Source organism: Burkholderia cepacia GG4 (assembly GCF_000292915.1).
Lineage (GTDB): Bacteria > Pseudomonadota > Gammaproteobacteria > Burkholderiales > Burkholderiaceae > Burkholderia > Burkholderia cepacia_D.
On the sequence record NC_018514.1, the window covers coordinates 507,090 to 532,395 of the forward strand.

Consider the following 25,306-nt stretch of genomic DNA (forward strand, 5'->3'; position numbering starts at 1 on the left):
GGCGCAGGGCGGCGGCGCCGAACGAACCCGAAAGGAGGCAACGATGCGAATTCTGGTGGTAGGGGCCGGCGCGGTCGGCGGATACTTCGGCGGCCGGCTCGCGGCGGCGGGGCGCGACGTGACATTTCTGGTGCGCGACGGCCGTGCGGCCGCGCTCGCGCGCGACGGGTTGCTGATCCGCAGCCCGCGCGGCGACCTGACGCTCGCGAACGTGCAGACGGTGCGCGCCGGCGACGCAGCCGCGCCGTTCGACCTGGTGCTGCTGAGCTGCAAGGCGTACAGCCTCGACGATGCGATCGCGTCGTTCGCGCCGTTCGTCGGGCCGTCGACGCTGATCCTGCCGATGCTCAACGGGATGCGCCATCTCGACGCGCTGCGCGAGCGCTTCGGCGCTGCGCAGGTGCTGGGCGGCCTGTGCGTGATCGCGGCGACGCTCGATCGCGAGCAGCGGATCGTGCACCTGAACGACACGCACGGGCTGTCGTTCGGCGAACTCGCCGGCGGCGAATCGGCGCGCGTGCGCGCGGTGGCCGACGTGCTCGGCGGCGCGGGCTTCGACGCGACGCTCAGCGACGACATCGTCGCGCGGATGTGGGAAAAGTGGGTGTTTCTCGCGACGCTCGCGGCGAGCACGTCGCTGTTTCGCGGCTCGATCGGCGACATTCTCGCCGCGCCGGACGGTCGCCGCCTGCTCGAGACGATGCTCGCCGAATGCAGCGCGATCGCCGAGCACAACGGTCAACGGCCCGATCCGGCGGCGATCGAGCGGATGCAGCGCATGGTGCTGACGCCGTCGCCGCTGACCGCGTCGATGCTGCGCGACGTCGAGAACCGCGCGCGCGTCGAAGCCGATCACGTGATCGGCGACCTGCTCGCGCGCCGCGACCCGCAGGCGGCGGATGCGCTGTCGCTGCTGCGGATCGCGTACAACCACCTGAAGACGTACGAGGTGCGCGTCGCGCGCGAAAGCGCGGCTGCGGCGGTGCGGTAGCGGTCGTCGCTGAGGCGCGTTACCGGGTACGTCCGGGCATGGCACGGGCGAATACGACTCGTGCCAGTGCCCGGCTAGACAGGATCCTTGCTCGGCGGCCCGTCGGGCTGCTGCGGGTTGTCGTGGGGATGCCCCGGCGGTGGCGGTGACAGCGGGTCGTCTTCGGGATCACGGTTCGGGTCGGCCGGGGGCTCCGGCATCGGGGTTGTGTGGTCGGTCATGGGATACTCGCGCAATGCGTCACGGCGGTGGCGCGGCAGGCGCGCCTCGTCTTCGTTATAGGCAATCGGGCGCGTGTTTGCAGCGGGATTCTTGCGGCGGCGTGCGGATTGCCGGCGACGTCCGGATCTCTGCAGATATCGCGCCGGATGGCGTGGCGACAGGCAGGCGCGATGTGCGGTATGGCTGGTGCGATCGGCGTCAGCGCAGGTCCGCCGGTGTATCGACGTCGCGCAGGATGCCGGGATCGTCGACGGCGAGCAGGTTCACCGGCGCGCTGGCGAACAGTGCGCGGGCGCCTGTGTCACCGTCGAGCGCGGCGAGCGCATCGTAATGGTGCGCGGCGAAACCGACCGGATGGCCGCGCACGCCGCGGTGCGCGGGGGCGACGATCGACGCGTCGTCGGCGTCGAGCCCGCGCGTCACTGCTTCGTAGGTGGAAGCCGCGATCCACGGCATGTCGCCGAGCGCGACCAGCCAGCCGGTCGCTTCCGGCGTCGCACGGATGCCGGCCGCCAGGCTCGCGCCCATGCCGCGCGTCGTGTCGGGCGCATAGACGACCTGGCAGCCGGCTTCGTTCAGCAGAATCGCGAGTTGTTCGGCGCCGGGGCGCACGACGGCGATCACGTCGGCCGTGGCCGCCGCGAGATGACGGGCGGCCGCGACCGCAACCGGCGTGCCGTCGGGAAGCAGCGCGAGCAGCTTGCTGTGCAGACCGCTGGGGTCGAAGCGTTGACCGAGACCGCCGGCGAGCAGGACGCCGGTGGCGAGTGACGCATAGGACATCGGCGCGGGGGGAGGAAGGCAAGTGGCCCGATTGTGCGGGAGCGCGCAGCGATCGGCAAGTGCGGATGTTGCCGATGCATGCGCGTTGCCGTCGGAAAGAATGTCGGCGTGCGGCTTCGTCGAGCATGGTTTGCTCGACAGGGCCGTATATGGCGTGCGATTCGCCCTGCATCCCGGCCCAATAGCGGTCGTCTAACGGCCAATGCCACCGTTCGGACGGGTAATTCGTCACGCACGTGCCGGTCAGTGCGATGCATCGGACGTGGTTCGTCGTGGACGATTTGGTTAGACGAATCCCGATGTGCGATGGCTTGGCGGCACACGGGTATCGGCCTGGCCTGCGTGCGGTGTGTGGCTTACCAGAGTGTCTTGACGTGCGCGTACGCGCGGATCCTTTCGTCGCGGGTGACGAGCGGCGCGCCGAGCCGCCGCGCGGTGGCGACGATCATGCAATCGGCCGGATCGTTGTGGAACGCGCCGGGCGCGCGTGGCGATCCGATGCAAGCGACGGGGGTGGCGCTACGGTTCACGCTAGGCATCCGCCCACTTCCTCAGCAGGTTGTGATAGATCCCCGTCAGCGAAATGACCAGCGGATCCTTCGCGCCTTTTTCGGCGGACAAAGCCTGGATCTGCGTATCGAGCTGAAACAGCAGCGTGCGGTCGCCGTCATCGCGCACCATGCTTTGAATCCAGAAGAACGATGCGACCCGTTCGCCGCGCGTGACCGGCGTGACCCGATGCAGGCTCGACGCCGGATACAGCACGAGGTCGCCCGCCGGCAGTTTCGCGCGATGCACGCCGTACGTATCTTCCACGCACAGTTCGCCGCCGTCGTACGCATCGGGCTCCTCGAGAAACAGCGTCGCCGACAGATCGCTGCGCACGCGGAAATCCGTGCCGCGCAGCAGCCGGATCGCGTTGTCGACATGCGTGCCGAACGTCTCGCCGCCTTCATAGCGATTGAACAGCGGCGGAAACACCTTCAGCGGCAGCGCCGCCGAAAAGAACAGCGCATGACGCGCCAGCGCATCCTGAATCGCATCGCCGACCGCACGCGCGACGGGCGAGTCTTCCGGCAACTGCCGGTTGCGTTTCGCGAGTGCCGACTGCGCGCCGGACGTCGCGTTGCCGTCGACCCAATCGGCGGTATCGAGCAACGCTCGGCATTGCGCGACCTGCGCCTGGGTCAGCACGCCGGGGATATGAAGCATCATGAGTCGAATTCCATGCCGTGAGCCGGCAACTGCAGGGCCGCCGCACGAAACGCATCGAGCGGCGACGACGCGAGATACGCGCGCACTTTCGCGACGAACGCGGGGGGGGGCGGTGGCCGGCACACGCGCGAGCCACGCGAGCGCCGCGTCGATGCGCCCGCGCTCGGCGAGCAGCCGCGCGTAGTTGAACTGGCCACGAAAATCGCCGGCCTCGGCCGCGCGGCGATAGTGGTCGAACGCGGCGTCGGCATCGACGGGCACGACCCAGCCGTCCTCGTAGAAGCCGCCGATCAGGTTGATCGATTTCGCATGGCCGAGCGCGGCCGCGCGCCGCAACCAGTCAAGCGCGGCGGCGCGATCCTTGTCGCCACCGTTGCCGAGCGCCAGCGCCGTCGCGTAGTTGTACATGCCCCAGTCGAGCCCCGCCTGCGCGGCGAGCCGGTACCAGTACACGGCCACCGGCGCGCACGCGGCCGTTCCCCAGCCGAACTCGTAGCAGCGGCCGAGCATGTTCATCGCCATCGGATGGCCGGCCCGCGCCGCATGGCGGAACCAGCCGAGCGCGGCGGCCGGATCGCGCGCGACGCCATGCCCGTCGAGCAGGTACTGTCCGTACACGGCCTGCGCGTCGACGATCCCGTGTTCGGCGGCCGCCGCGACCCACGCGGCGGCACGCTCGGGCGGCCCGGCCAGGATATCGGCGAACCCGCGCGGCGACACCGACGCGAGCGCCTTCAGCGAGACGGTCTCCATCGATCAGTAGCGCGCGTTCAGCGTGACGAACGCCGAGCGGCCCGGCGCGATCGACGCGTAGTGCGCCGGATACGCCTGATCGAAGTAGGTGCGGTTGAACAGGTTGTTCACGTTCAGCTGCAGGTCGAGCTTCTTGTTGATCCGGTACTGCGCCATCGCATCGAAGCGCCAGTACGACGGCACCGCACGCAGGTTCGCGGGATCGCCGAACACTTCGGACATGTAGAACGCGCCGCCGCCGACGGTGAACTTCGGCGTCACGTCGTAGTTCGACCACATCGTCAGGCTGTGCTTCGGCGTGTTCGGGAACCGGTGGCCGTCGTTTGCGGCGTCCTTGCCGTTGTCGCGCAGTTCGCTCTTCATGTACGTGTAGCCGCCGAACACCTGCCACTGCTTCGTGATCTGGCCGGCGACGCCGAGCTCGAGACCTTGCACGCGCTTGTTGCCGACCATCGCGTACTGGTTGTTCGGCAGCGTCACGCGCGCATTCGTCGTGTCGATCTGGAACAGCGCGGCGGTCAGCGACAGCTTGTCGTTCAGCACGTTCCACTTCGTGCCGAGCTCGATGCTGCGGTTCTTCTCGGGGGCCATTTGATCGGCGTTCGGACCGACGCCGCCGCGGCCCGGCGTGAGCGACTGCGTTTCGCTGCCTTCGCCGAGCAGCATGCCGGCCGGCGTCGACGACGTCGCATACGACGCGTAGATGCTGCCGTTCTGCGCGGGCTTGAACACGAGGCCGGCCTGCCAGTTGAAGAGCGTGTCGTCGCGCGTGTAGGTCTTGCCGCCGTTCGCCCTGGTGTCGGTGAAGCGGGTCGAGTAGTCGTCGACGCGCACGCCGGCGTTCACCTGCCAGCGCGGCGCGAGTTCGATCGTGTCGAAGCCGTAGATCGACTTGGTCGTGGTGCGCGCATGCGCGTAGTCGTTGTTGCGCGTGACCGAGCCGGCCCACGGATCGTTCGGGTTCGGCGACCACAGGCTCGTGCAGTTGTAGCCCGACGGCGCGCCGATGCCTTTCTGGCAGATCGTGCCCTTGTCGGTCGCGACCGTGTACGAGTCGCGCTTGCCCCATTCGCGCGTCAGCTCGATGCCGGTCGTGAAGCTGTGCTTGAACGGGCCGGTGCGGAACTCGCCGAACAGTTCGGTCAGGTTGGCGAGGCTGTTGATCGAGCTGTCGCGGTTGTTGTTGCGGCGCCAGACCTTGCCGTTGATCACGTTGCCCTGGCTGTCGTCGGGCTGCGTCCAGATGTAGTCCTGCGTCGATTCCGTGTAGCGCGTGGTGTTGCGCACCGTCAGGTCCGGCGTGATGTCGTGCTCGATCTTGATCGTGCTGATGTCCGACGTGGTCTTGCGGAAATCGCGGTCGATCAGGCCGTAGAAGTTGTGGCGATCGACGGGCGCCGGATAGATCGTGTCGACGTTCGCGGGCTTGTTCGACGTCGTGTAGAAGTACGGAATGCCGCCGTCGGGAAGGTCGTCGGTCGACAGGTGGTAGTAGCTCGCGGTCACGCGCGTCGGCGTGCCGAGACCGAACGCGATCGACGGCGCGACGCCCCAGCGCTCGTTGTTGACGGCGTCGCGGCCGGCGACGTCGTTGTTGTGGCTCATCAGGTTCAGGCGGAACGCGGCGTGATCGGCGAACTGCCAGTTGCCGTCGGCCGTGAAGCGGCGATAGCGGTCGGTGCCGAAGCCCGCGCTCGCGGCGGCCGTCGTGCCGAGGTGCGGCGCCTTGGTGATCAGGTTGATGCTGCCGCCCGCGCCGCCGCGGCCGCCGTACGCGCCGTCGGAGCCCTTGGTGATCTCGACGCGCTCGGTGTTGAAGATCTCGCGCGTGGTCGCGCCCGTATCGCGCATCCCGTCGACGAACATGCTGCCCTGCGTGTCGTAGCCGCGGATGAACGGACGATCGCCGAGCGGGTTGCCGCCTTCGCCGGCGCCGAACGTGATTCCGGGCACGGTGCGCAGCGCTTCGGTCAGCGTGGCCGCGCCGCTGTTCCGGATCAGTTCCTGAGGGATCACGGTGACCGACTTCGGCGTGTCGACGAGCGGTGCGGTGAATTTCGCGGACGCGGAAAAATCGGCCTTGTAGCTGTGCTCGGTCTTGCCCTGGATCTCGATCGGCGCGAGATGGCCTTCGGTGCTGGCGGGGGCGGGCGGCGGGGTGCCATCGGCGAACGCGGGGCTCGCGGCGAGCACGCTGCACAGGGTAGTGAATTTGCCGAGCTTCAACTCTTCAGGACGTGACTTCATGGTGCGCTTCGACCTCGCGGTGTGGCCCGGGAGCGGCGCGTTACGGAAACGTGCAGGCCGCCGGGAATTATTACGATTTGTTTTCAGGCGGCATTCTATGTAATTTATTGCTGAATGAGAAGCGTTCTTGTTCTCATTTGCGAAGAGAGTGTTGGCGAATGTGACGGCGGGTTTGCCGGGCTTGTGGGGCGGGGGAGGATGGCCGAATGGCTGAGTGTGAAGGGTGTGGCGGGCGACTTACAGTGGTTGCATCTTCATTCGTTCAAAGTGACAGCAAGGTGATAACATGACTGCATTGAAAGCAAATGTGGTGAGGCTCATCATGCCCGTGATCACTGTTCGAAATCTGCCCGACGAGGTGCATCGCGCGCTTCGAATCCGTGCTGCGCAACATGGCCGCAGTACCGAGGCCGAGGTACGCGACATCCTCGAGCAAGCCGTCCGGCCCGGTGGGCGCCCCAGGCTGGGAACGCTGCTGGCTGAAATCGGGCGCGAGGCTGGTGGCATCGATCTCGAGGTTCAGCGCGACCAAGCGCCATCCGAACCGATGAGCTTCGAATGATCCTGGTCGATACCAACGTCATTTCCGAGCCGCTGCGACGCGAACCGAGCGCAGCCGTGATCGAATGGCTCGACGCGCAGAACGTCGAGACGCTGTTTCTTGCCGCGATCAGTCTCGCGGAAATCCGCTTCGGTGTGGCGGCCTTGCCGGAAGGGCGAAGGCGGGACTGGCTGCACCAGAGCGTCGAGCAGCGTGTCGTGCCGCTGTTTCGCGGTCGGATCCTTGCGTTCGACGATGCGGCCAGTAAAGCGTATGCGAGCCTTCGCGCGAAGGCGCGTGCTACGGGCAACGCGATGGCGTCTGCCGATGGCTTTATCGCTGCAACAGCCGCAGCGAACGGCCTGATCGTGGCCACGCGCGACGTCGCGCCGTTCGAAGCAGCGGGCCTGCGCGTGATCGACCCGTGGGCCCGGTGATCCTGGACTGACCGCCCCGCATCACCCGCGCTGAAAATGAAAACGCGCCGTGCGAGACGGCGCGTCGTGCGTTACGCCAGCGCGCGCCGTCCCTCAACTGAACCATTCAAGTTCAGCGGCGCGGCGCGTTGCCGGATGCGGCTCAATCGATCCCGTGAAACACCGCATCCTCCGGCCCGAGGTATGCCGGCGGACGCCACGTCGCGTCGCGCATCGAATGCTGGACGAGGTTCTCGACGCCGAGCAGTACCGCGAAGATCGCCATCCGCACCGGAATGCCGTTGTCGGTCTGCCGGAAGATCGCGAGACGCGGATCGCGGTTCAGGTCGACCGACAGGTCGTTCGCGCCGGGCCGGCTGTCGCGCGGCAGCGGGTGCATGATCAGCGTGTCGGGCTTGCAGACGGAATCGACGAGCGCCTGGTTGATCTGGAAATCCGGCGTATAGCCCTCGAACGACTCGTCGGTGAAGCGCTCCTTCTGAATCCGCGTCGCATAGACGACGTCCGCGCCGCGCAGCCCGGCCGCAAGGTCGTTCGTCTGCTCGATCACATGGCCGTTCGTCGCGATCTGGTCGATGATGTAGGCCGGCATTTCGAGCGTCGGCGGCGACACGAGTGTGAACTTGAGCCCGCGGTACAACGCGAGCAGCTTGACGAGCGAGTGCACCGTGCGGCCGTATTTCAGGTCGCCGACGAGCGCGATGTGCGCGCCGTCGACGATCTTGCCGAGCCGCGAGAATTCGCGCTGGATCGTATAGAGATCGAGCAGCGCCTGGCTCGGATGCTCGCCCGGGCCGTCGCCGCCGTTGATCACCGGCAGGTTGGTCGCGCGCGCGAATTCGGCAACCGAGCCCTTTTCCGGGTGGCGGATCACGAGCGCGTCGACATAGCCGGCCATCACGCGGCTCGTGTCGTAGATCGATTCGCCCTTGGCCATCGACGAGAACGTGAAGCCGGTGGTGTCGCACACCGAGCCGCCGAGCCGGCAGAAGGCCGCGCCGAACGACACGCGCGTGCGCGTGCTGGCTTCGAAGAACAGGTTGCCGAGCACCGCGCCTTCGAGCACGCGCGAGATCTTGTGGCGGCGCGCGATCGGCTGCATCACGTCGGCGACGCGGAACAGTGCCTCGACCGAGTCCCGCGAGAACTGGTCGACGGAAATCAGCTGCGGCTTGCCTTCGAACAGGAATTGCCTGGAAAGGCCTTGTTTGTCTACGCTTTGCGTATATTCCCCGCCTTCCGGCGCCGAGCGCTCGACGATTTCCGACACGAAGCGCTCGACGATCTCCGGCATCCCGCGCGATTCCTGCGAATCGTCGGGCAACAGCCAGGTATCCAGCGCACGGCGGCTCACGCCGATGCGGCTCGCGAACGCTTCGCGGGTCATGTTGAGGCGGCGCATCGCGTCGCGCAGGAAGGCTTGCTGGGGAACGGTCATCGGCGGCACCTGATGAAAAATATACGCGGTGCGTATATTAGTTCGGGGGGCGACGAAGTCAAGGAAAATCTGTGCGACCAGCCGTGGATCCCGTGTGACGGGGCCCGGCTTGCACTGGCGTGCGGCGGCCGTCTCCGTATAATCAGGTCAGGCCCCGTGCCTTGCACGTCGCACGTTGCAGGGCGCCGCGCCGCCTACGATTCGCCCGGTCGGGCTTCCTGATTCGAAGGAGAATGAGAATGACGCGTACGATTGCTGCAATGCTGCTGGTGGTGACCGCCGCGCTCGCCGGTTGCAATACCGTTGCAGGCGTGGGGCAGGACATTTCGAAGGGTGGCCAGGCGATCAGCGATTCGGCTGAAAAGGCCAAGTAAGCCGACGGGTTCCGCAATGCAGAAGGCGCCGGGCCGTTCCGCGATTGCGGGACGGCCCGGCGCCTTTTTCATGGCCCGGGGCGCGCGCCGTCAGGCGCTTTCCACGAACACGTAACGGCGTTCGACCTTGCGCGGCGTGAACCAGCCGAAGTCGGGGAACATCCGGTTGCGGACGAACCAGACGTAGCCCACCAGCACGGCCGTCACCGCGACGCTTGGCAGCGCGCTCGACGGATCGTGTCCGAGATCGGCGATGGTCTTCGGCAGTTGCAGCAGCGACAGGATGATGAACGCGTGATATGCGCCGACGCGGTGCGTCGCGAAGCCCCAGATGAACAGCAGCGACAGCGGCACGGTCAGTACGAGGAACACCACCGCGAGGCCCTTGCCGAGCGGGCCCACGGCACCGAGGTGATCGGCAGCGGCAGAGAACAGGTACGCGAGCGTGAGGCTGATCAGCAGTTGCACGATGCCGAGCGCAACCAGGATCCAGGTGTGCACCTTGTTCTTGCGGCAGCGTTCGGGGTCGGGGCGCGACGCGATCAGGCGCGCGAGCACGCGATCCTTGAGGCCCTGTCCGGCCAGTTCATCCAGCACGTCGGCTTTCCTCGCCCCCGCGGACAGCAGCGCCGCGATTCTTGTTTTGGCTTCCTTCTTGTTCATGGCGATGCGAATTATTGTTCGATGGTTGTCAAAAGGCCCGGCCACGCGAATATTGCATCTTGCGCGAAGGCGCGCAACGGTTTTGCCGCGCGTGGACACATTCCTACAGTCGTCGCGGGCGTCGGGCAGAGACGGGGTGACGATCGACGGTCGGGTGGCGCGCCGTTTCGCCGGGACGGCCGGCTGACGCGATGCGACGCGGAGGATGTGACGGCCGGGCTGGTGGCTGAGATACGGAGCGGTGCGATACCGCGCACGGCGTAGTCAGGCCCGGCTCGAACTGACGCGAAACCGCAAGTGAAACCGGACGCGGCGGAGGCGGCGCGCCGGGCGTGGATCAGTCGGCAACGGTCGGCGTGGACGCCGCCCGACCGGCCGGCAATCCCGACCGTACTTCCTTCTCGCGTGCCGGGGGTTCGCGCCGCCGCGTCGCGCCGACCAGCATCCCCGCGACGACGAGCGCGATGCCGAGCAGCCGTGTGCCGCCGAGCGTCTCGCCGAACAGCGCAACGGCGAACAGCACGGCCGAGACCGGCGCGACCGCCGTGAACAGCGCGGCTTCGGTGCCGCTCGTGCGTGCGGAACCCGCATACCAGCAGAGATAGCCGAGCACGGTCGGTACCAGCGCGTAGTACGCGATCGCCGCAACGGCGCCGATGGTCCAGCCGCTTGCCGCCGCGTGCCATTCGAACGCGGCCGGCACGAGCGCCAGCACGAAGCCGAGGCCCGACATCGCCGTCGACAGCGCGAGCGGCCGCAACGGTGCCGACAGCCGACGGTTCAGCAGGATGAACACGGCTTCGCATGCAACGGCGGCCAGCACCAGCGCGTCGCCGGCGAGCGTCCGCAGCGACGGCATCGCCTGGCCGGGCGCGAACGTGACGAACAGCACGCCGACGGTGGCGAGCGCCGCCGCACTCCAGTCGCGCGGCGTCTGCCGCTCGCGCAGCACGACGGCCGCGATCAGCGTCGACATCGCCGGCAGCGTGCCGAGCATCACGCCCGCATCGATTGGCGACGACAGCTTCGTGCCGCTGATCAGCAGCACCGTATAGCCGACCCCGCCGGCCGCGGCCTGGACGACGAGCAGCACGGCGTCGCGTGTGGAGATGCGCGGCCATCGCATGCGCTGCGCACGCATCAGCGCGAACAGTAGCGGGGTCGCGATCAGGAAGCGCAGCGCGGTGGCCGTGAACGGCGGCAGGCCGCCGGCCGCGAGGCGACTCGCGATGACGGTGCTGCCGACGCCTGCCATTGCGGTGGCGAGATAGAGATAGCCGATCAGTCGTGTCTTCATGCGCCGCATCATCGCGTGCGGCGGTGGGGGCGTCTTGAACGAAATTGCAGCGACGTCGGCGCGCGAAGCGGCCGTGCGGAAGGGCGCTGCATCCGGCGTTTCTGAATGACTGGTAGCACCGGCATCGAGGGTCATCGCCGCCGCACGAACAGGATCGACATCGTCGCGCCAGCGGCGGTCGTGCCGCATTCGCGAAGCCCGTCAGCCGGCCTGCGTGAAGCGCCCCGGCGTGATCCCGAACTGGCGTGCAAACGCGCGCGTCAGGTGGCTCTGATCGGCAAAACCGGCTTCGGCTGCGGCATCCGCGATCGGCAGGCCGCTCGCGAGCAGTGCACGCGCCAGCCGCGTGCGCGACTGCATCAGGTACGCGTGCGGCGTGATGCCGAGCTCGCGCGCAAACCCGCGCAGCAACTGGAAGCGGCTCACGCCGCTCAGGCTGGCCAGCTCGGCAAGCGAAACCGGCGCGGCGGGCGCTGCGTCGAGCCGTTCCCGGGCCATGCGGATCGCCGGCGCGACGCCGACGGCCGGCAGCGCGCGGTTCGAATGCCGCGCGAGCAGCCCGGCGACCAGCATCACGAGCGCCTCGTCGCGGGCGAGCGGCAACGTTGCTCCTTCGACGATCCGCGCATGCAATCGGCCGAACGCGGCGGCGAGCCGTGCATCGCGCACCGCCGGATGCGCGAGCTCGACGCCGCCGAGGCCTTCTTCCGCCGCGACGTCGGCCACCAGCGCGGGCGCGAGGTACAGCATCCGCCAGCGCCGGCCCGTGCCCGCATCGATCGGCATGCCGTCGTGCATTTCGCCGGGATTGACCATGATCGCGTCGCCGGCCAGCGCGTCGACCTGCCCGCGGCCGCTCCATGACCGGTGCGCGCCGCTGACGATCACGCCGACGCCGAATTCGTCGTGCGCATGCCGCGGAAACGCGCGATCGGACTCGAGGCTGATCGCCTCGATTCCTTCACCAGTCCGTCGGTAATGGGTGACACGGTGCATGGGCGCTCCTCGCGCCGGCATCGGCGCGGATCCCGTGCACTTTAGCGCGTTCCGGCGCCGCGCGCCCTTCATCCTTTTGGCCGATACCGCGCGGTGCGCGCAGCCCGCACCATGTGCCCATGAGCAGCGTATACGGCCCGCCGGGCCTGAAGCTGCGCGGGAGACGGTAGGTGGAACGACAGGATCCGGTATTCATTCAGGTTGGTGCGCTGGCGGACGGTTTCGCGCCGGACGCGAACATCCTCACGCCCGTGAACGGACTCGCCGGGCGCTCGCTGACGCTCGGCGACGCGTCGGGCGCATGGCGCGTCTATACGTTCGAGGCGGGCGCGCTGCAATGGCGCGATGCGGCGACCGACACGGGCGGCCGCGCACCGTGCCGCGTGACGCGGCTGCGCGACGACCTGTACTTCGTCGACTACATCGACCCGACCGCGCGTGCGACGTCGGTCAGCCTCGTGATCGACATCGGCAACGGCGTATGGACGTCGGTGGTCGGCACGCTGCCGACCGAAGCCGACACGCACATCGACGCGTTCACGCGCGTCGCGCGCGGGCTGCCGCTGACGGGCGTCGACGCAGCGTTCCGGCACGGCGCGCTGGGCGGTCACGCACAACCGGGCCCGCTGCACGGCCCCACGCGCGAACTGATCGGCAAGCGGACGATGTACCGCTACAGCCCGACCGAGTGCTACGAGCATATCTACCTGAACGAGAACTTCTACGCGTGGCAGTGCCTGCAGGGCGTCGAAGGCGGGCTGGCCGACGTGGACCGCTGCCATTACTTCAGGATCGCCGAGCAACTGTATCTGTTCGTGTGGCGCGAGAAGGTGGTGCCGACGCTCGGCGTCGTGCTGATCGACCTCGCGCAACGCAAGACCGACGGCAAGATCTTCGGCTATCAGGGCGGCGATTTCGGCACGCTGTCGAATTTCCCGATCGGCGCGCATGCGCAGGTGCTGAACGAAACCGTGCATCCGCTCGACGGCGAGGCGCAGCAATGAGCGCGGTGCCGGGCAGCGGCCGCCTGCGTGCGGATTTCAGCGGGCGGGTTGTGCTCGTCACGGGTGCCGCACAGGGGATCGGTGCGGCAATCGCGCGCCGTTTCGCGGAATCCGACGCGGTCGTCGCGCTCGCCGATCTCAACGGCGATGCCGCCGCCGCGCAGGCGGACGCGCTCGCCAGCGCGGGTGGCGTTGCGCGCGCGTATCGCGTCGACGCCGCGAGCCGCGATGAACTCGGCGCGCTCGTCGCGGCAGTCGAGCGCGACGGCGGGCGGCTCGACGTGGTCGTACACAATGCCGCGTATTTTCCGCTGACTCCGTTTGCGCGGATCGACGCGCCGACGCTCGAACGCACGCTGTCGGTCAACCTGTCCGCGCTGTTCTGGCTCGCGCAGGCCGCGTTGCCCGCATTCGAGCGCGCGGGGGCCGGGCGGCTGCTCGTCACGTCGTCGGTGACCGGGCCGCGCGTCGTGTATCCGGGGCTCGCGCACTACGCGGCGTCGAAGGCCGGTGTGAACGGCTTCATCCGCGCGGCGGCGCTCGAACTCGCGCGCCGCAACGTGACGGTCAATGGCGTCGAGCCGGGGATGATCCGCACGCCGGCGGCCGGCAATCTCGGCGATGCGTCGGTCGCCGCGCAGATCGCGCGCGACATTCCGCTCGCGCGGATGGGCGAGCCGGAGGACATCGCGAACGCGATGCTGTTTCTCGCGTCGGCCGATGCGGCGTACATCACCGGGCAGACGATCGTCGTCGACGGCGGCGCGACATTGCCGGAGAGCGGAGCCGTGCTGGGCGACGGGTGACGGATAACGGGCGCGTCGACGCTTGCGCGGTTGCGGCCGTCGGGTGGGCCGGCAGCCGCGTCGGCGGCCGCCCCGCGCATCGTCGTGCCTACAGCCAGCCGTTGTGGATGAACTCGACGATCGAGTACCGGCGCGGTTCGAGTTCGTGCTGCCGGACCGCCTCGACGATACGCGACACGCCGTCCGCGTAGGGCGATGCGCCGTACACGCGAGATTCGAACTGCAGGCTGCACGCGCCATCCTCGATGCGGATTCGGTGGAACGCGTGACGGCCGAGCTGATCGTCGGGAATCTGCAGGGCGTTGCGCTGCTCGACGGGGTCGCGCACCGAATGGATGTCCTGCGCTGGAACGCCGAGCGACTGGCCGATGCCGACCGCGGTGCCGGGCACGGAGGTCTTGCCGGCCTGGTGCGACTCCGTCACGCTGATGTGGCAGTCGCGAAAGAGGTGGCCGCTGGTTTCCAGCATGCTCATGAACTTGAGCATCAGGATGTTCGTATTCGGGCAGAGCACGACGGGGAAGTCGTGCGAGCCGGTTTCGAGGTCGGAGCCGGTGGACAGCTCGACGAGCGGCGAACCCGTGGCGCGGCAGAATTCGATCGCGGCGGGCAGCTCGCGGCCCGATCCGGCGTGTACGACGATCGATCGGGCGTCGCTACGTCGGGCGTCGGTACGTGCGTGGTCCGACCAGGCCATCACGCGGCAGGTTGCCGGGTCGAGCCGGTGCGAGCCGAGCAGTTCGGTTGCCAGCTTGCCGGTGCCAACGACGAGTACTTGCATGGGAGTGACGGGCTGAGGTTCGGGTTTCGATACGGAAGCTGCGCAGGCCGTTCAAGGGCCTGGCGCGATCACGCTGCACCGCGCGGCGCACCGTGATCGCGCATTATGCCCGGCTCCCGGCCGGCGCGTGCGCTCGTGCCGCGCCGGCGTATCAGCTCGCCGACGTCGTCGGCACCCACGCATGCGTCGTGTTCTTCGCCGCGAACTGCTTTGCGATCGAGCGTGCGAGGCGGTCCGTATCCGATGCGACCGTGTCGTGCTTCGCTTCCGATGCGCCGTGCAGGCCGGCGCCGACCGCCGCCGACGTCGCGACGCGTCCCGCCACCGCGCCGACACCCGCGGTTTCCACCATGCCGGGCAGATGGCCGCTGTTCGCGCTGGCGGAGAACGCGTCGAGCGGCTGCGGTGCGCCATGGGCTGGCTGGAACAGCACCGCGACCGATGCGCCCACTTCGCTCCTGCCCGCGCCGAGCCCGATCAGGATGCGGCGGCGGCGGTTGCCGGCGTCGATCGTGTCGAACCGGCCCTGGACGACCAGCGCGTCGCGGTCGTTCGGCACCGGGCCGTCTGCGCGCAGTGCAGGAATGCCCTGCGCGCGGAGTTCGCGCACGAGCGCGTCGGCGAGTTGCGCGCGGGTCTTCAGCGCGGTCTGCTGCCGCTGCTCGTCGGAGGACGAACCGCTCGCGAGGGTCGTGAGCTTGCCGATCATCCCGCCGTCGACCTTCACGCCGGTCGCGTCCGCGTCGAACGCCGCCACGTAGACGACGGTCGCATGCACCTGCGGCAGCGTGCGGGCCACCGGCGTCGCCGTGGCGGCCGTGGTCGCGGCGGTCGACGCGCAACCGGTCATGACGAGCGCGCTGGCGATCAGCGCGGCGCTGGTCAGACGTTTGGCGTGGGCGGCGCGTGCGTGAAGGGAAAGGGACATGTCGATCTCCGTGGCCTGGATGAGGGTGCCGATACTGTCGCGGCATTCAGGAGCGCGAACGATCGGAAGCTGGGCGTGGACGCCGGCGGAGCAGGGGTTTCATGCCGTTGCGCAGCACGCAGGCGCAAGTATGCGGAGAACGGGCGGCACGCGCCACGCGGGAATTATGTCGGCGTGTGTCATGCGCCGACCCGCACGGCGCGTCACGCGGAAGGCGGTGCGGCGGCCGCGTGCGGCGCGTCGAGCGGCAGTGCGACGACGGCCTCCAGGCCGCCGCCGTCGCGGTCACGGAACGTCAGCGAGCCGCCGTGCAGGCGCGCGATCCGGTCGACGATCGCGAGGCCGAGACCGGTGCCGCCCGTATGGCCGCGCGCGTTCGCGCCCCGGCTGAAGGGCGCCTTGAGCCGCTCGAGTTCCGCGGCGCCGATGCCGTTGCCGCGGTCGCGGACCACCGCATATGCGATCCCGCGTTCGGTCCAGGTCCGCACGCCGAGGCCTGTGCGGCCGTACACGACAGCGTTCTGCATCAGGTTCATCAGGAGTCGCATCATGCTGATCGGACGGAACGCGAACGGCGGCACGTCGCCTTCGTCGAACTCGAATTCGTGCCCGAGCCCCGCGAAATCCGCGACGAGCTGTCCGATCAGCGCATTCAGGTCGCCAGTCTGCGGTGTCTCGCGCTCGCCGCTGCCCGCGTAGTCCATGAATTGCTGCAGGATCGTGTCGATCTGGTCGAGGTAATGCTCGGCCGATTCGGTGAGCGCATCGTGCGTGCCGCGCGGCAATGCCATCGCGATCGCGAGGCGCAGCTTGGTGAGCGGCGTGCGGATGTCGTGCGACACGCCGGCCAGCATCAGCGAACGCGTGGTCTCCGCCTGTTGCAGCGCATCGGCCATCCGGTTGAACGCGCGGCTCACGTCGGCGATTTCGGTTGGCCCGTCGGTGGGGAGCGGCGGTGGACGCTCGCCTGCGCTGACCCGTTGCGCGGCGCGCGCCAGCGCGTCGAGCGGCCGGTTCAGGTGGAGCTGGATCAGATAGCCGGTCAGCGCGGCCAGCAGCGCGAGCCCGACCGACAGCACGAGGGCGGTCGTGATCCCGCTCGCCTGAGCGTCGGCGGCCATCGGCAGCGGGACCCAGACCGGCGTGGCGGCCGCGTGCAGGCGGATCCACAGCCGTTCGTCGTCGCCCGACTGCCAGCGCGCCGGCAGCTCGGCCGGCAGGTGACGCTCGAGCGCCTGCATGAACACGTCGCGCTGCCAGGTGCGGAAGAAGGCCGACAGGTTCGGCGGATGCGGCGGTGCGGCGGGCGGCGGCAGCGACTGGCCGCCGAGTTGCGCGACCACCGTGCGGGCCGTGTCGGGCGGCAGACGGGCGAGCGTGCGATCGAGCAACTGCACGTAGTCGGAGAAAATGATCGACGCGCGCTCGATGCGCGGCCGCTGCACATAGTGCAGCAGCACAGTGAGCGAACAGGCGAGCGACAGCGCGACCAGCGCGACCAGCAGCGCGATGTTGCGCGCCAGCAGCGAGCGCGGCAGCGGGAGCCGCATCACGATTCGACGCCGGCCACCAGCATGTAGCCGATGCCCCAGACGGTCTTGATGAAGCGCGGCTTGGCCGGATCGTCCTCGACGATCTGGCGCAGCCGCAGGATCTGCACGTCGACGCTGCGATCGAGCGCGGCGTGATCGCGCCCGCGGGCGCGGGCGAGCAAGTTTTCGCGGCTCACCGCGCGGTTCGGCGACGAACCCAGCGCATGCAACAGCAGCATCTGCGCGGAATGCATCTCGACCGGCACGCCGTCGCGCATCAGCGTCTGCTGGCCGACGTCGAAAGTGAACGCGCCGAAGCGCAGCCGCTGCGACGTCACCGTCGGCTCGCCGGCCGCCATCTTCTGTCGCCGCAGCAGCGCGCGGACGCGGGCGACGAGTTCATCGGGGAGAAACGGCTTCGCGAGGTAATCGTCGGCGCCGGTCTCGAGGCCGACCACCTTGTCGGCCGCGTCGCCTTTCGCGGTGAGCATCAGGATCGGCAGCGTCTGGCCTTCCGCGCGCAGGCGCCGGCAGACGCTCAGGCCGTCCTCCGGCTCCATCATCAGGTCGAGCACCAGCAGGTCGTACGGTTCGCGCTGCAACAGGCGGTCGAGACGCTTGCCGTCGGCAACCGCGCGGACCTCGAAGCCGTGGCCGGTGAGGAAGCGCTGCAGCATGTTGCGCAGCTCCGCTTCGTCGTCGAGCACGATGATCCTGCTGGACTGTTCCATCGGCTGCCTCCGTACGTGGCGCGCGCCCGGGTTGCCGTCCGCGGTCAGCGGGCCGCCATGCGCTGGCGCATGAAACCGGCGAGTTGTTCGAGCGTGACGTAGCCGTTGCGCTGCGTGTCGATCTCGTCGAAATGCTGCGCGACCATCGGCATGCCGGCTGCGGCCTGCTCGCGGGTGAGCTTGCCGTCGTGCGTCGTGTTCGCGTTCGCGAAGCGGGTCTGCAACTGCATGAGCGCACGTTCGACGCGTGCGCCGCCGTTCGCGGCGCCCGGCGGCACCTGCTGCGCCGACGCTGCTGCTGAGACGATACACAAAACGACGGCGGCAATCATCTTCTTGATGGACTTCACGGGGTTTCTCCTTGCGTGGCCGACGGTCTGAGCCGGCCGGGTGGTTGATGAAACGGGTGGAATACGAAACGGGTCGGTCGAGCGGGCGGTGCCGATGCCGGGTTACGCCCAGTGCGCGGGCACCCACACGCGGCCGGCCCAGTGGGCGGGCACCCAGACGACTGCACGCGGCGGGTGGGCGACATACACGGCGCGCGGCGCGACGTACACGGAACGCGGCAGCGGCGGCGCGAGATACAGGACCTTCGGCGGCGGCGGCGCGACGTAGACGATGCGCGGGGCCGGTGCGACCACGACGGCCTTCGGCGCAGCGATACGCACGACTTTCGGCGCTGGCGTCACGACGACGGCCTTGGGGGGCGCCGGTGCGACGACGACAGTAGCTGGCACGGGTGGCGGTGCGGCGACGACGACCGCTGCCGGAGCCGGCGCAGGCGCCGCAACAGCGACCGTCGTGGTTGCCGGCGGCGGCGCGGTCACGACCACGGCGGACGGCGGGGGCGGTGCGACCGGAACGACGACCGGGGCCGGCACCGGTACGGGCACCGTGCCAGCGACGACAACCGTGCCGCTCGCCGTCGTGCTGCCGTGGATCACGGCCGTGCCGCCGGTCGACACCGTGCCGCCGTGCACGACCGTCGAGCCACCCGACGTCGTCACGACGCCCGGGGCCACGCGCGTCGCGCTGCCGGCATGTGTGACGCTCTGGCCGTCCGCGCCGGTCACGGTGCCCGAGCGCGAGCAGGTCGAGCCCGCGCAATTCGTCGATGCGGTGTGGCCCGCCGTGTTGCCGTTCGCGCCGGTGATCGTGCCGCTCGACGAATACTGGCCCGGGCCGTTGCGCGTCACGCTACCCGACGTCGACGCGCTGCGGCCGTCCGAGCCCGTCAGCGAACCGGTATGCGAGCAGGTGCCGTCCGCGCAGCTCGTGTCGCCGCTGTGCTGGACCGAGCGGCCGTTGGGGCCGACCGCGGTGCCGCTATTCGAGAACTGGCCGGGCGCAGTGCGCGTGACGGTGCCCGTGTTGGTCGCGAGGCCGCCGCCGGGGCCGATCACGCCGCCCGCATGCGAGCAGCTGCCGCCGCTGCAGGAGCCGGCGTGCGCGCCGCTGTAGGTGCCGTGCGGCGTGTACGCGGTGCCGTGGCCGGACCAGCCGGCGAAGGCCGGTGCGCTGGCGAGCGTGACGAGGGCGGCGGTGACGAGGAAGCGGGTTTTCATCGGGTGTCCTTGCGGTTCGTTGCGGTGCACGCGGTGGCGTGGCGACGGGACGAACTTTAGGACGACGGCACGCGCCAGTCGCGTCATGAAAGATGTCGCGGTGTTACACGTGGCGCGCTTTTTTTCGGTACGACGAATCGGGGGGCGGGGCCGCGCCGGTTGCCGGCATCGCAAGCCCGGCGGGGCTTCGCGGGTGGTGGTCGAGTGTGTTCGAAGGGCGGTGTGATCCAGGGGAGCGGCGCCGTGCGCAGTCCGAATTCATGTCGCCGTGACATGCGGCGACATATTTGCCGGCCGACTCGTGGAGGCGCCGCGTGACGACATACGCCGACATATTTCACGCCTGCCAAACGCAACGTGGCGCCGCAGGCCGCCAAGGCGCCCGTCCACGCGGGCCTACGACCGCAATCCCCCGCGAGCCGGTCCCGCCGCGACATACGGCGACACATTTCGTTCGTGGCTTTCCCGCGTCCCGCCCACTACAGTGCGTTCCATTCGACGCGACGGCGGCACGTGCCGCACATGACGCGTCCGATTCAACCGAAGGAACGACCCATCATGCTTACTACTACCGGCAAGCTCGCGTACTACGTCACGCTGTTCATCATCGCCGTTTCGCTCGTCGAGGCGGCCGTGCTCACCTGGCGCCGCAGCCGCCAGCCCGAGCCGTTCGACTGGAACGAGGTCTGGCTGTCGCTCGCCGATCTTGCGGGTCGCAAGCTGCTCGCGCTGGTGCCGCTGTCGCTCGCGACGCCGATCTTCGATTTCGCATGGGCGCACCGCTGGTTCACGATCCCGCTGCACAGCGTCGTGCTCGCGCTGCTGGTGTTCGTCGGCCAGGAGTTCTGCTACTACTGGTACCACCGCGCGTCGCATCGGGTCCGCTTCTTCTGGTCGACCCATGCGGTGCATCATTCGCCGAACCAGTTGACGTTGTCGTCCGCGTTTCGCCTCGGCTGGACCGGCAAGATCGCCGGCGCGGCGATGTTCTTCACGCCGCTCGTCTGGCTCGGCGTGCGTCCGGAAGCCGTGCTCGCGATCCTGTCGTTCAACCTGATGTACCAGTTCTGGCTGCACAACACGTGGATGCCGAAGCTCGGCTGGCTCGAATACGTGTTCAATACGCCGTCCGCGCACCGCGTGCATCATGCGTCGAATCTCGACTATCTCGATGCGAACTACGGCGGCGTGCTGATCGTGTTCGACCAGCTGTTCGGCACCTATGTCGCGGAACGCGCCGACGAACCGTGCCGCTACGGCCTCGTCACGCCGACCCGTTCGTGCAATCCGTTCGTCGTCGAGCTCGAGCACTGGGCGAGCCTCGCCCGCGACGTCGCAACGGCCCGCGACGTGTGGACTGCGCTGCGCTTCGTGATGCTGCCGCCGGGCTGGCGGCCCGACAATCAGGGCGAAACGACGGAGGAATTGCGTCGCCGCAGCCTCGTCGCAGTGCGCACGGAAGCGTGAACGGCGCTACGCTGTCGAAACGCCGGCCGGGCGCCCGTGTCGCGGCCGGCAGCGACCCCGAACCACGCATCATCCAATCCCCCTCGACCAGGAGAGCACCTCGATGGAACAAGAACTGAACGGCAAGGCAGTCGCGATCACCGGCGGATTCGGCCACCTCGGCGTCGCGACGGCTGCATGGCTGGGCAAGCGCGGCGCTCGCGTCGCGCTGATCGGCCGCGGCGCGGCCCCGGACGCGCAAGCGTTGCCCGGCGTGCCGGCCGATGCGCTGCGCATCGGCGGAATCGATCTGGTCGATCCGCAGGCGGCCGTGCGAGCGCTCGACACCGTGCGTCGCGAATTCGGCCGGGTCGACGCGCTGCTCAACATCGCGGGCGCATTCGTGTGGCAGACGATCGCCGACGGTGATGCGGCGACGTGGGACCGCATGTACGACCTGAACGTGAAGACGACGCTGAACGCGTCGAAGGCCGCGCTGCCGTATCTGGTGGAGAGCCCGGCCGGCCGCATCGTCAACATCGGCGCAGGCGCGGCGTTCAAGGCCGGCGCGGGGATGGGTGCATACGCGGCCGCGAAGGCGGGCGTCGCGCGGCTCACCGAAGCGCTGGCGGCGGAACTGCTCGATCGCGGCGTGACCGTGAATGCGCTGCTGCCGAGCATCATCGACACGCCGCCGAACCGCGCGGACATGCCCGACGCGGATTTCACGCGCTGGGTCCGGCCTGAACAGATCGCGGCGACGATCGGATTCCTGCTGTCGACGGATGCGCAGGCGATCACCGGCGCATCGATTCCGGTGAGCGGTCGCGTGGCGTAGCGGGGGGCGGGCCATCGCACTCAATGACGACGTCAGGGCATGCGAAATCTCGCCCGCGGAATTTCCGCGATCGCCGCGATTTCGATCGGCAGATCGCGGCGGTAGAGACGTTCGACCTGGACGGTTGTCTTCACGGGACAGGGTTCAGCGAAGAACGTCTTGCGGATGTCGCCGGCCTGCATGAACGCATCGATGTCGGTCGCGTAGTGAACCAGCGAGATCACGTCCTGCATCTGCCCACCCAGCGCGGCGAGCACGTTGCGAATGTTGTCGAGCATTTGCCGGACCTGCGCGCCCAGGTCGCCGACACCGACGACGTGTCCGTCCCGGTCGAGTGCGACCTGTCCCTTCAGATGAACGATCCGGCCGTCGCCCCGGATCACGGCCATCGACAACGCGCCGAACGGCGCCCAGAGTTCCGGCGGATTCACTGCTTCGGCCATGACACGACTATTGTCGATCGGTGGTGGATGTGCGGATGCTCGACTGCGTGGGTCGTGTGCCTGCATGCCGCTGATCATCACCTTATACTTGGCATTCGACATCATGTGACTGAAGCCGTGACCAAGCCTGCCTCTGCGGATCCGCTCGCCGACGATCCGCGTCCGACCCCGCCCGAACAACCCGAACTGGAAGACTGCTGCAACAGCGGCTGCTCGCCGTGCGTTTTCGACCTGTACGACGAAGCGCTGGCGCGCTATCGCGTCGAACTGGCCGAATGGGAAGCGCGGCACGCGCAACTCAAGCATCATCAGTGAGCCCGATGCCGGCAAGCGGTCGCGCATGCCCCGATTCGCTGCCGGCGATGCGTTCTCAGACCCGCGTCGTCACGCGCCGTCCCGCACCCGCCGATGCATCGGCCCGAGCGCGGCCGACAGTGCGACGCACACGAGCAGCACGGCCGTCAGCGCCCCCATCGCCGTCCTGAACCCCTGCACGTAATCGACCGCGGCCGGCTGCGTGCCGAGCCGCGCGAAAAACAGCCCGCCGAGCGTCGCTGCGCCGACGGCCGCGCCGATCTGCAGCATCGCGGTGACCATACCGGATGCGACCCCCGCGCGTGCCGCGTCGACTTCCGCGAGCACGATCCGCACGACCGACGGCAGCACGAGGCCTTGCCCGATGCCGATCGCCGCGATTCCGGCATAAAAGCCGGGGCCGGGCGCCTGGTCGCTGGCCAGCGCGGCGGCGGTCGCGACACCGGCCGCGAGCATCGCGAAGCCGAGCGTGAGCACGCGATAGCCGCCGAACCGCTCGACGAGGCGCGGCATCAGCAGGGGGCTCGCGAGGAAGCCGACGCCGAGCGGCAGGATCGCCAGCCCCGACGCGAGCGGCGACCAGTTCAGGCAACCCTGCAGGTAGATCCCGTAGCTCAGGAAGAACGCACTCAGCATGTAAAACAGGAACGCGAGCGTGAGCCCGAGCGCGACCACCGGGTTGCGCAGCAGGCGCACGTCGAGCAGCGGATCGCGGCCGCCGGCGAGCCGGCGTGCTTCGACCGCCAGCAGTGCACCGAGCATCGGCAGCGCGCCGACGACGCATGCAACCATCCACAGCGGCCAGCCGGTGTCGCGCCCGTGCGTGAGCGGATAGACGAGCATCAGCAGGAACAGCGACAGCAGCACCGTGCCGGGCACGTCGATGCGCTGGCCGCGCGGCGGCCGGCTTTCCGGGATGAAGCGCCAGCTGCCGAGCAGCGCGAGGATGCCGATCGGCAGATTGACCAGGAAGATCGCACGCCAGCCGAGCCCGAACGGATGCAGGCTGATCAGCGCACCGCCGCCGAGCTGGCCGATCACCGCCGCGAGGCCGAACACGAAGCCGTAGAAGCCCATCACGCGCACCTGTTCCTGCGGGCTGAACACGCTGCGGATCGTCGCGAGCACCTGCGGCGCGAGGATCGCGGCGAACAGCCCCTGCAGCACGCGCCCGCCGACCAGCACCGCGCCGCTGCCGGCGAGCCCGCACAGCGTCGACGCGACCACGAAGCCGGCCATGCCGAACATGAACATCCGCTTGCGGCCGTAGAGGTCGCCGAGACGGCCGCCGGTGATCTGCACGACCGCGTTCGCGCACGCATACGCCGATACGACGAGCTGCAGCTCGGCCGGGCGCGCGCCGATGCCGTCACGAATGGCCGGCAGCGCGAGATTCACGATGAAGTAGTCGAGCGGCGGCAGAATGGCGCCGACCAGCAGGACCACGAGCGCCCAGCCGTGATGGCTGCGCGGCGGTGCCGCGGCGGCCGCGCCGGCCGGTGCGCAAGGAGCGAGGGTGTTGTCGGTCATGAACGGAGGTCTGGAAGAATGAGGGCCGCACCGTATGTCGAAACCCGCTGAAACGGGCTCGGGCGGGCCGTTGAACCGATATTCTGGGCACCGTCGATGATTCGGAAAAGCGGGAATTGGTGGTAGCATCCATCGGGTTATTCGATGGATGGAGGGGCCATGCGCGGATTCGACCTGGATCAGTTGCGCACTTTTGCGGCGGTGGCGGATGCGGGCAGCCTTACGGCGGCCGCGCCGCTGCTGCATCTGTCACAGTCGACGGTCAGTGAGCAGGTGCGCAAGCTCGAATCGCGCGCCGGCGTGCCGCTGTTCGTACGCAGCAAACGCGGCGTCGAGCCGACGCCGGCCGGCGCGCGCTTGCTGCAGCACGCCCGGCGCATCGTCGCACTGAACGAGGCCGCATTCGACGAACTGCGCGGGCAGGCGATCAAGGGCGAGTTGCGCGTCGCGATCACCGACTACTACCGGACGCATGAAGTCGCGGGCCTGCTCGCGCGGCTGCGGGAGTGCTACCCGCAACTGAGCCTGCACGTGAGCGCGATGAAGAGCGCGGAGATCGAGGCCGCGCATGCGCGCGGACAGATCGATCTCGGCGTCGTGATGAACCTGTCGAGCGGCCCGTTCCGGCCCGCGTCGGCCGATACCCGCTGGGTGCTGCGGCGCGAGCCGCTGTCGTGGGTCGCGTCGCCCGCGCTGGCCGAGCAGCTGCCCGAGCCGTTGCCGCTCGTGCTGCTGCCGGACGACTGCATGATGCATCAGATCGCGGTGCGCTCGCTCGACGAGCAGCACGCGCCGTACGTGTTGGTGCACAGTGCGTCGGGCGTCGCGGGGCTGCAGTCGATGCTGGCGGCGGGGCTCGGCGTCGGCTGCCTGTGCGCGTCGGCGATCGGCGAGGGCCTGGTACGGCTCGGTGCGAAATACCGGCTGCCGGCGTTGCCCGACGCGGTGTTCTCGCTGACGCCGCCGATGCCGGGCGAACGCGAGACCGTCACGCAAGCGCGCGAGGTGCTGTCGCGGCAGTTGCTGATGTGAAGACGTGCCGCGTGCGGGGCATCGGCACGCATTCGAATGGACCCGCACGGAACGATACGCATGAACGACGAACTGAAAGCCCAGATGGCCGAGCGGCTGCAGCACGCGCTGGAGCGGGTGGTCGACGAGCGCTCGCTGATCCATTTCCTGCGCGTGCTCGGCCACGACTGGCACAAGGAGCGCCAGCTCGAGGCTGACGTGCCGCCGTCGCCGTACGCGGCCGCCGCGCTCGGCTGGGAAAACAACTCGATCGGAGCGTACCTGGCGGCGATGGTCGACTGGGCCGAAGCGTCCGAGGAAGGGCTGCGTTGTTACGACCTGCCCGACAACCCGTGGCGGCGCATGGCGGACATCCTGCTCGCCGGCAAGATCTACGAGTAGCGCGATCCGCGGCG

At 68.8% G+C, this 25,306-nt stretch carries 26 protein-coding genes and 2 pseudogenes; 11 read left to right on the forward strand and 17 right to left on the reverse strand.

Translation table 11 applies throughout. The annotated features are described in order from the left end of the window. Positions 1 to 43: 43 nt before the first annotated feature. Positions 44 to 991 carry a 2-dehydropantoate 2-reductase gene (gene panE, locus GEM_RS18060; protein ID WP_014898808.1) on the forward strand — a complete coding sequence of 316 codons (948 nt, stop codon included), beginning with the start codon at positions 44 to 46 and terminating at the stop codon, positions 989 to 991. A gap of 420 nt (positions 992 to 1,411) precedes the next feature. Here panE and GEM_RS18065 read toward each other — a convergent pair whose 3' ends face one another. The 5 genes and pseudogenes from GEM_RS18065 to GEM_RS18085 all read right to left on the reverse strand — a co-directional run bounded on the left by GEM_RS18065 (position 1,412) and on the right by GEM_RS18085 (position 6,211). After that, on the reverse strand, positions 1,412 to 1,996 hold the full coding sequence (locus GEM_RS18065) for a nucleotidyltransferase family protein (protein WP_014898810.1): 585 nt from the start codon (positions 1,994 to 1,996) through the stop codon (positions 1,412 to 1,414). Between the two features lie 356 nt (positions 1,997 to 2,352). Next, positions 2,353 to 2,490: pseudogene (locus GEM_RS18070) on the reverse strand (PIN domain-containing protein); the annotation flags it as partial. A 37-nt stretch (positions 2,491 to 2,527) separates the two neighbouring features. Then, on the reverse strand, positions 2,528 to 3,211 hold the full coding sequence (locus GEM_RS18075; RefSeq protein ID WP_041490735.1) for a Fe2+-dependent dioxygenase: 684 nt from the start codon (positions 3,209 to 3,211) through the stop codon (positions 2,528 to 2,530). After that, positions 3,208 to 3,964, reverse strand: a pseudogene (locus GEM_RS18080) (tetratricopeptide repeat protein). The gene GEM_RS18075 and the pseudogene GEM_RS18080 overlap by 4 nt, the downstream one beginning before the upstream one ends. A gap of 3 nt (positions 3,965 to 3,967) precedes the next feature. After that, positions 3,968 to 6,211 (reverse strand): TonB-dependent receptor, encoded by a 2,244-nt coding sequence (locus tag GEM_RS18085; protein ID WP_014898813.1) that lies wholly within the window; start codon positions 6,209 to 6,211, stop codon positions 3,968 to 3,970. Between the two features lie 322 nt (positions 6,212 to 6,533). On the opposite strand from GEM_RS18085, the gene GEM_RS30230 reads away from it, so the two are divergent. Together GEM_RS30230 and GEM_RS18095 are read left to right on the forward strand one after the other, a co-directional pair. Continuing rightward, positions 6,534 to 6,773, forward strand: a complete 240-nt coding sequence (locus GEM_RS30230; protein ID WP_014898814.1) for a FitA-like ribbon-helix-helix domain-containing protein — start codon at positions 6,534 to 6,536, stop codon at positions 6,771 to 6,773. Beyond that, a complete protein-coding gene (locus GEM_RS18095; protein ID WP_014898815.1) occupies positions 6,770 to 7,189 on the forward strand; it encodes a type II toxin-antitoxin system VapC family toxin in 420 nt (139 codons plus the stop codon). Before GEM_RS30230 ends, GEM_RS18095 begins: the two co-directional genes overlap by 4 nt. A gap of 142 nt (positions 7,190 to 7,331) precedes the next feature. On the opposite strand, the gene GEM_RS18100 is transcribed toward GEM_RS18095, so the two are convergent. Further along, a complete protein-coding gene (locus GEM_RS18100) occupies positions 7,332 to 8,627 on the reverse strand; it encodes an aspartate carbamoyltransferase (RefSeq protein WP_014898816.1) in 1,296 nt (431 codons plus the stop codon). A 239-nt stretch (positions 8,628 to 8,866) separates the two neighbouring features. On the opposite strand from GEM_RS18100, the gene GEM_RS18105 reads away from it, so the two are divergent. After that, positions 8,867 to 9,001 (forward strand): entericidin A/B family lipoprotein, encoded by a 135-nt coding sequence (locus tag GEM_RS18105; protein WP_006485835.1) that lies wholly within the window; start codon positions 8,867 to 8,869, stop codon positions 8,999 to 9,001. A 90-nt stretch (positions 9,002 to 9,091) separates the two neighbouring features. Here GEM_RS18105 and GEM_RS18110 read toward each other — a convergent pair whose 3' ends face one another. The 3 genes from GEM_RS18110 to GEM_RS18120 form a co-directional block, all read right to left on the reverse strand. Beyond that, the gene (locus GEM_RS18110; RefSeq protein ID WP_014898817.1) at positions 9,092 to 9,664 is read right to left on the reverse strand and encodes a hypothetical protein; all 573 of its coding nucleotides are present in this window, start codon (positions 9,662 to 9,664) and stop codon (positions 9,092 to 9,094) included. Positions 9,665 to 10,001: 337 nt separating this feature from the next. Then, complete coding sequence (locus tag GEM_RS18115; protein WP_041490906.1) at positions 10,002 to 10,961, reverse strand: DMT family transporter; 960 nt, start codon at positions 10,959 to 10,961, stop codon at positions 10,002 to 10,004. Between the two features lie 201 nt (positions 10,962 to 11,162). Further along, on the reverse strand, positions 11,163 to 11,957 hold the full coding sequence (locus tag GEM_RS18120; protein ID WP_014898819.1) for an AraC family transcriptional regulator: 795 nt from the start codon (positions 11,955 to 11,957) through the stop codon (positions 11,163 to 11,165). Between the two features lie 170 nt (positions 11,958 to 12,127). On the opposite strand from GEM_RS18120, the gene GEM_RS18125 reads away from it, so the two are divergent. Continuing rightward, entirely contained in the window at positions 12,128 to 12,961 is an 834-nt protein-coding gene (locus GEM_RS18125; protein ID WP_014898820.1) for a molybdenum cofactor biosynthesis F family protein, read from the forward strand. Then, on the forward strand, positions 12,958 to 13,767 hold the full coding sequence (locus GEM_RS18130) for an SDR family oxidoreductase (protein WP_014898821.1): 810 nt from the start codon (positions 12,958 to 12,960) through the stop codon (positions 13,765 to 13,767). Before GEM_RS18125 ends, GEM_RS18130 begins: the two co-directional genes overlap by 4 nt. Positions 13,768 to 13,855: 88 nt before the next feature. Here GEM_RS18130 and GEM_RS18135 read toward each other — a convergent pair whose 3' ends face one another. The 6 genes from GEM_RS18135 to GEM_RS18160 all read right to left on the reverse strand — a co-directional run bounded on the left by GEM_RS18135 (position 13,856) and on the right by GEM_RS18160 (position 19,307). Beyond that, positions 13,856 to 14,548, reverse strand: a complete 693-nt coding sequence (locus GEM_RS18135; protein ID WP_014898822.1) for a dihydrodipicolinate reductase C-terminal domain-containing protein — start codon at positions 14,546 to 14,548, stop codon at positions 13,856 to 13,858. 151 nt (positions 14,549 to 14,699) lie between these two features. Then, positions 14,700 to 15,476 carry a DUF4410 domain-containing protein gene (locus GEM_RS18140; RefSeq protein ID WP_014898823.1) on the reverse strand — a complete coding sequence of 259 codons (777 nt, stop codon included), beginning with the start codon at positions 15,474 to 15,476 and terminating at the stop codon, positions 14,700 to 14,702. A 203-nt stretch (positions 15,477 to 15,679) separates the two neighbouring features. After that, positions 15,680 to 17,026, reverse strand: coding sequence for an ATP-binding protein (locus tag GEM_RS18145; RefSeq protein ID WP_014898824.1), 1,347 nt, complete (start codon positions 17,024 to 17,026; stop codon positions 15,680 to 15,682). After that, positions 17,026 to 17,739, reverse strand: coding sequence for a response regulator (locus GEM_RS18150; protein ID WP_014898825.1), 714 nt, complete (start codon positions 17,737 to 17,739; stop codon positions 17,026 to 17,028). Before GEM_RS18150 ends, GEM_RS18145 begins: the two co-directional genes overlap by 1 nt. Positions 17,740 to 17,783: 44 nt before the next feature. After that, positions 17,784 to 18,080, reverse strand: a complete 297-nt coding sequence (locus tag GEM_RS18155; RefSeq protein WP_041490907.1) for an EF-hand domain-containing protein — start codon at positions 18,078 to 18,080, stop codon at positions 17,784 to 17,786. A gap of 111 nt (positions 18,081 to 18,191) precedes the next feature. After that, positions 18,192 to 19,307, reverse strand: a complete 1,116-nt coding sequence (locus GEM_RS18160; protein ID WP_014898827.1) for a hypothetical protein — start codon at positions 19,305 to 19,307, stop codon at positions 18,192 to 18,194. A gap of 558 nt (positions 19,308 to 19,865) precedes the next feature. Between GEM_RS18160 and GEM_RS18165 the strand changes: the two genes are divergently transcribed. Together GEM_RS18165 and GEM_RS18170 are read left to right on the forward strand one after the other, a co-directional pair. Then, a complete protein-coding gene (locus GEM_RS18165) occupies positions 19,866 to 20,774 on the forward strand; it encodes a sterol desaturase family protein (RefSeq protein WP_014898828.1) in 909 nt (302 codons plus the stop codon). Between the two features lie 103 nt (positions 20,775 to 20,877). Further along, the gene (locus GEM_RS18170) at positions 20,878 to 21,591 is read left to right on the forward strand and encodes an SDR family NAD(P)-dependent oxidoreductase (RefSeq protein WP_014898829.1); all 714 of its coding nucleotides are present in this window, start codon (positions 20,878 to 20,880) and stop codon (positions 21,589 to 21,591) included. A gap of 32 nt (positions 21,592 to 21,623) precedes the next feature. Here GEM_RS18170 and GEM_RS18175 read toward each other — a convergent pair whose 3' ends face one another. Next, complete coding sequence (locus GEM_RS18175; protein ID WP_014898830.1) at positions 21,624 to 22,034, reverse strand: RidA family protein; 411 nt, start codon at positions 22,032 to 22,034, stop codon at positions 21,624 to 21,626. 117 nt (positions 22,035 to 22,151) lie between these two features. On the opposite strand from GEM_RS18175, the gene GEM_RS18180 reads away from it, so the two are divergent. Then, positions 22,152 to 22,349: an oxidoreductase-like domain-containing protein gene (locus tag GEM_RS18180; RefSeq protein ID WP_041490737.1), complete on the forward strand. Its 198-nt coding sequence runs from the start codon at positions 22,152 to 22,154 to the stop codon at positions 22,347 to 22,349. Positions 22,350 to 22,418: 69 nt separating this feature from the next. On the opposite strand, the gene GEM_RS18185 is transcribed toward GEM_RS18180, so the two are convergent. Further along, the gene (locus tag GEM_RS18185; protein WP_014898831.1) at positions 22,419 to 23,879 is read right to left on the reverse strand and encodes an MFS transporter; all 1,461 of its coding nucleotides are present in this window, start codon (positions 23,877 to 23,879) and stop codon (positions 22,419 to 22,421) included. Positions 23,880 to 24,038: 159 nt separating this feature from the next. Here GEM_RS18185 and GEM_RS18190 point away from each other — a divergent pair, with 159 nt between their 5' ends. Both GEM_RS18190 and GEM_RS18195 read left to right on the forward strand, forming a co-directional pair. Continuing rightward, positions 24,039 to 24,911 carry a LysR family transcriptional regulator gene (locus GEM_RS18190; RefSeq protein WP_014898832.1) on the forward strand — a complete coding sequence of 291 codons (873 nt, stop codon included), beginning with the start codon at positions 24,039 to 24,041 and terminating at the stop codon, positions 24,909 to 24,911. Between the two features lie 60 nt (positions 24,912 to 24,971). After that, a complete protein-coding gene (locus GEM_RS18195; RefSeq protein ID WP_014898833.1) occupies positions 24,972 to 25,292 on the forward strand; it encodes a DUF7660 family protein in 321 nt (106 codons plus the stop codon). Positions 25,293 to 25,306: the final 14 nt, after the last annotated feature.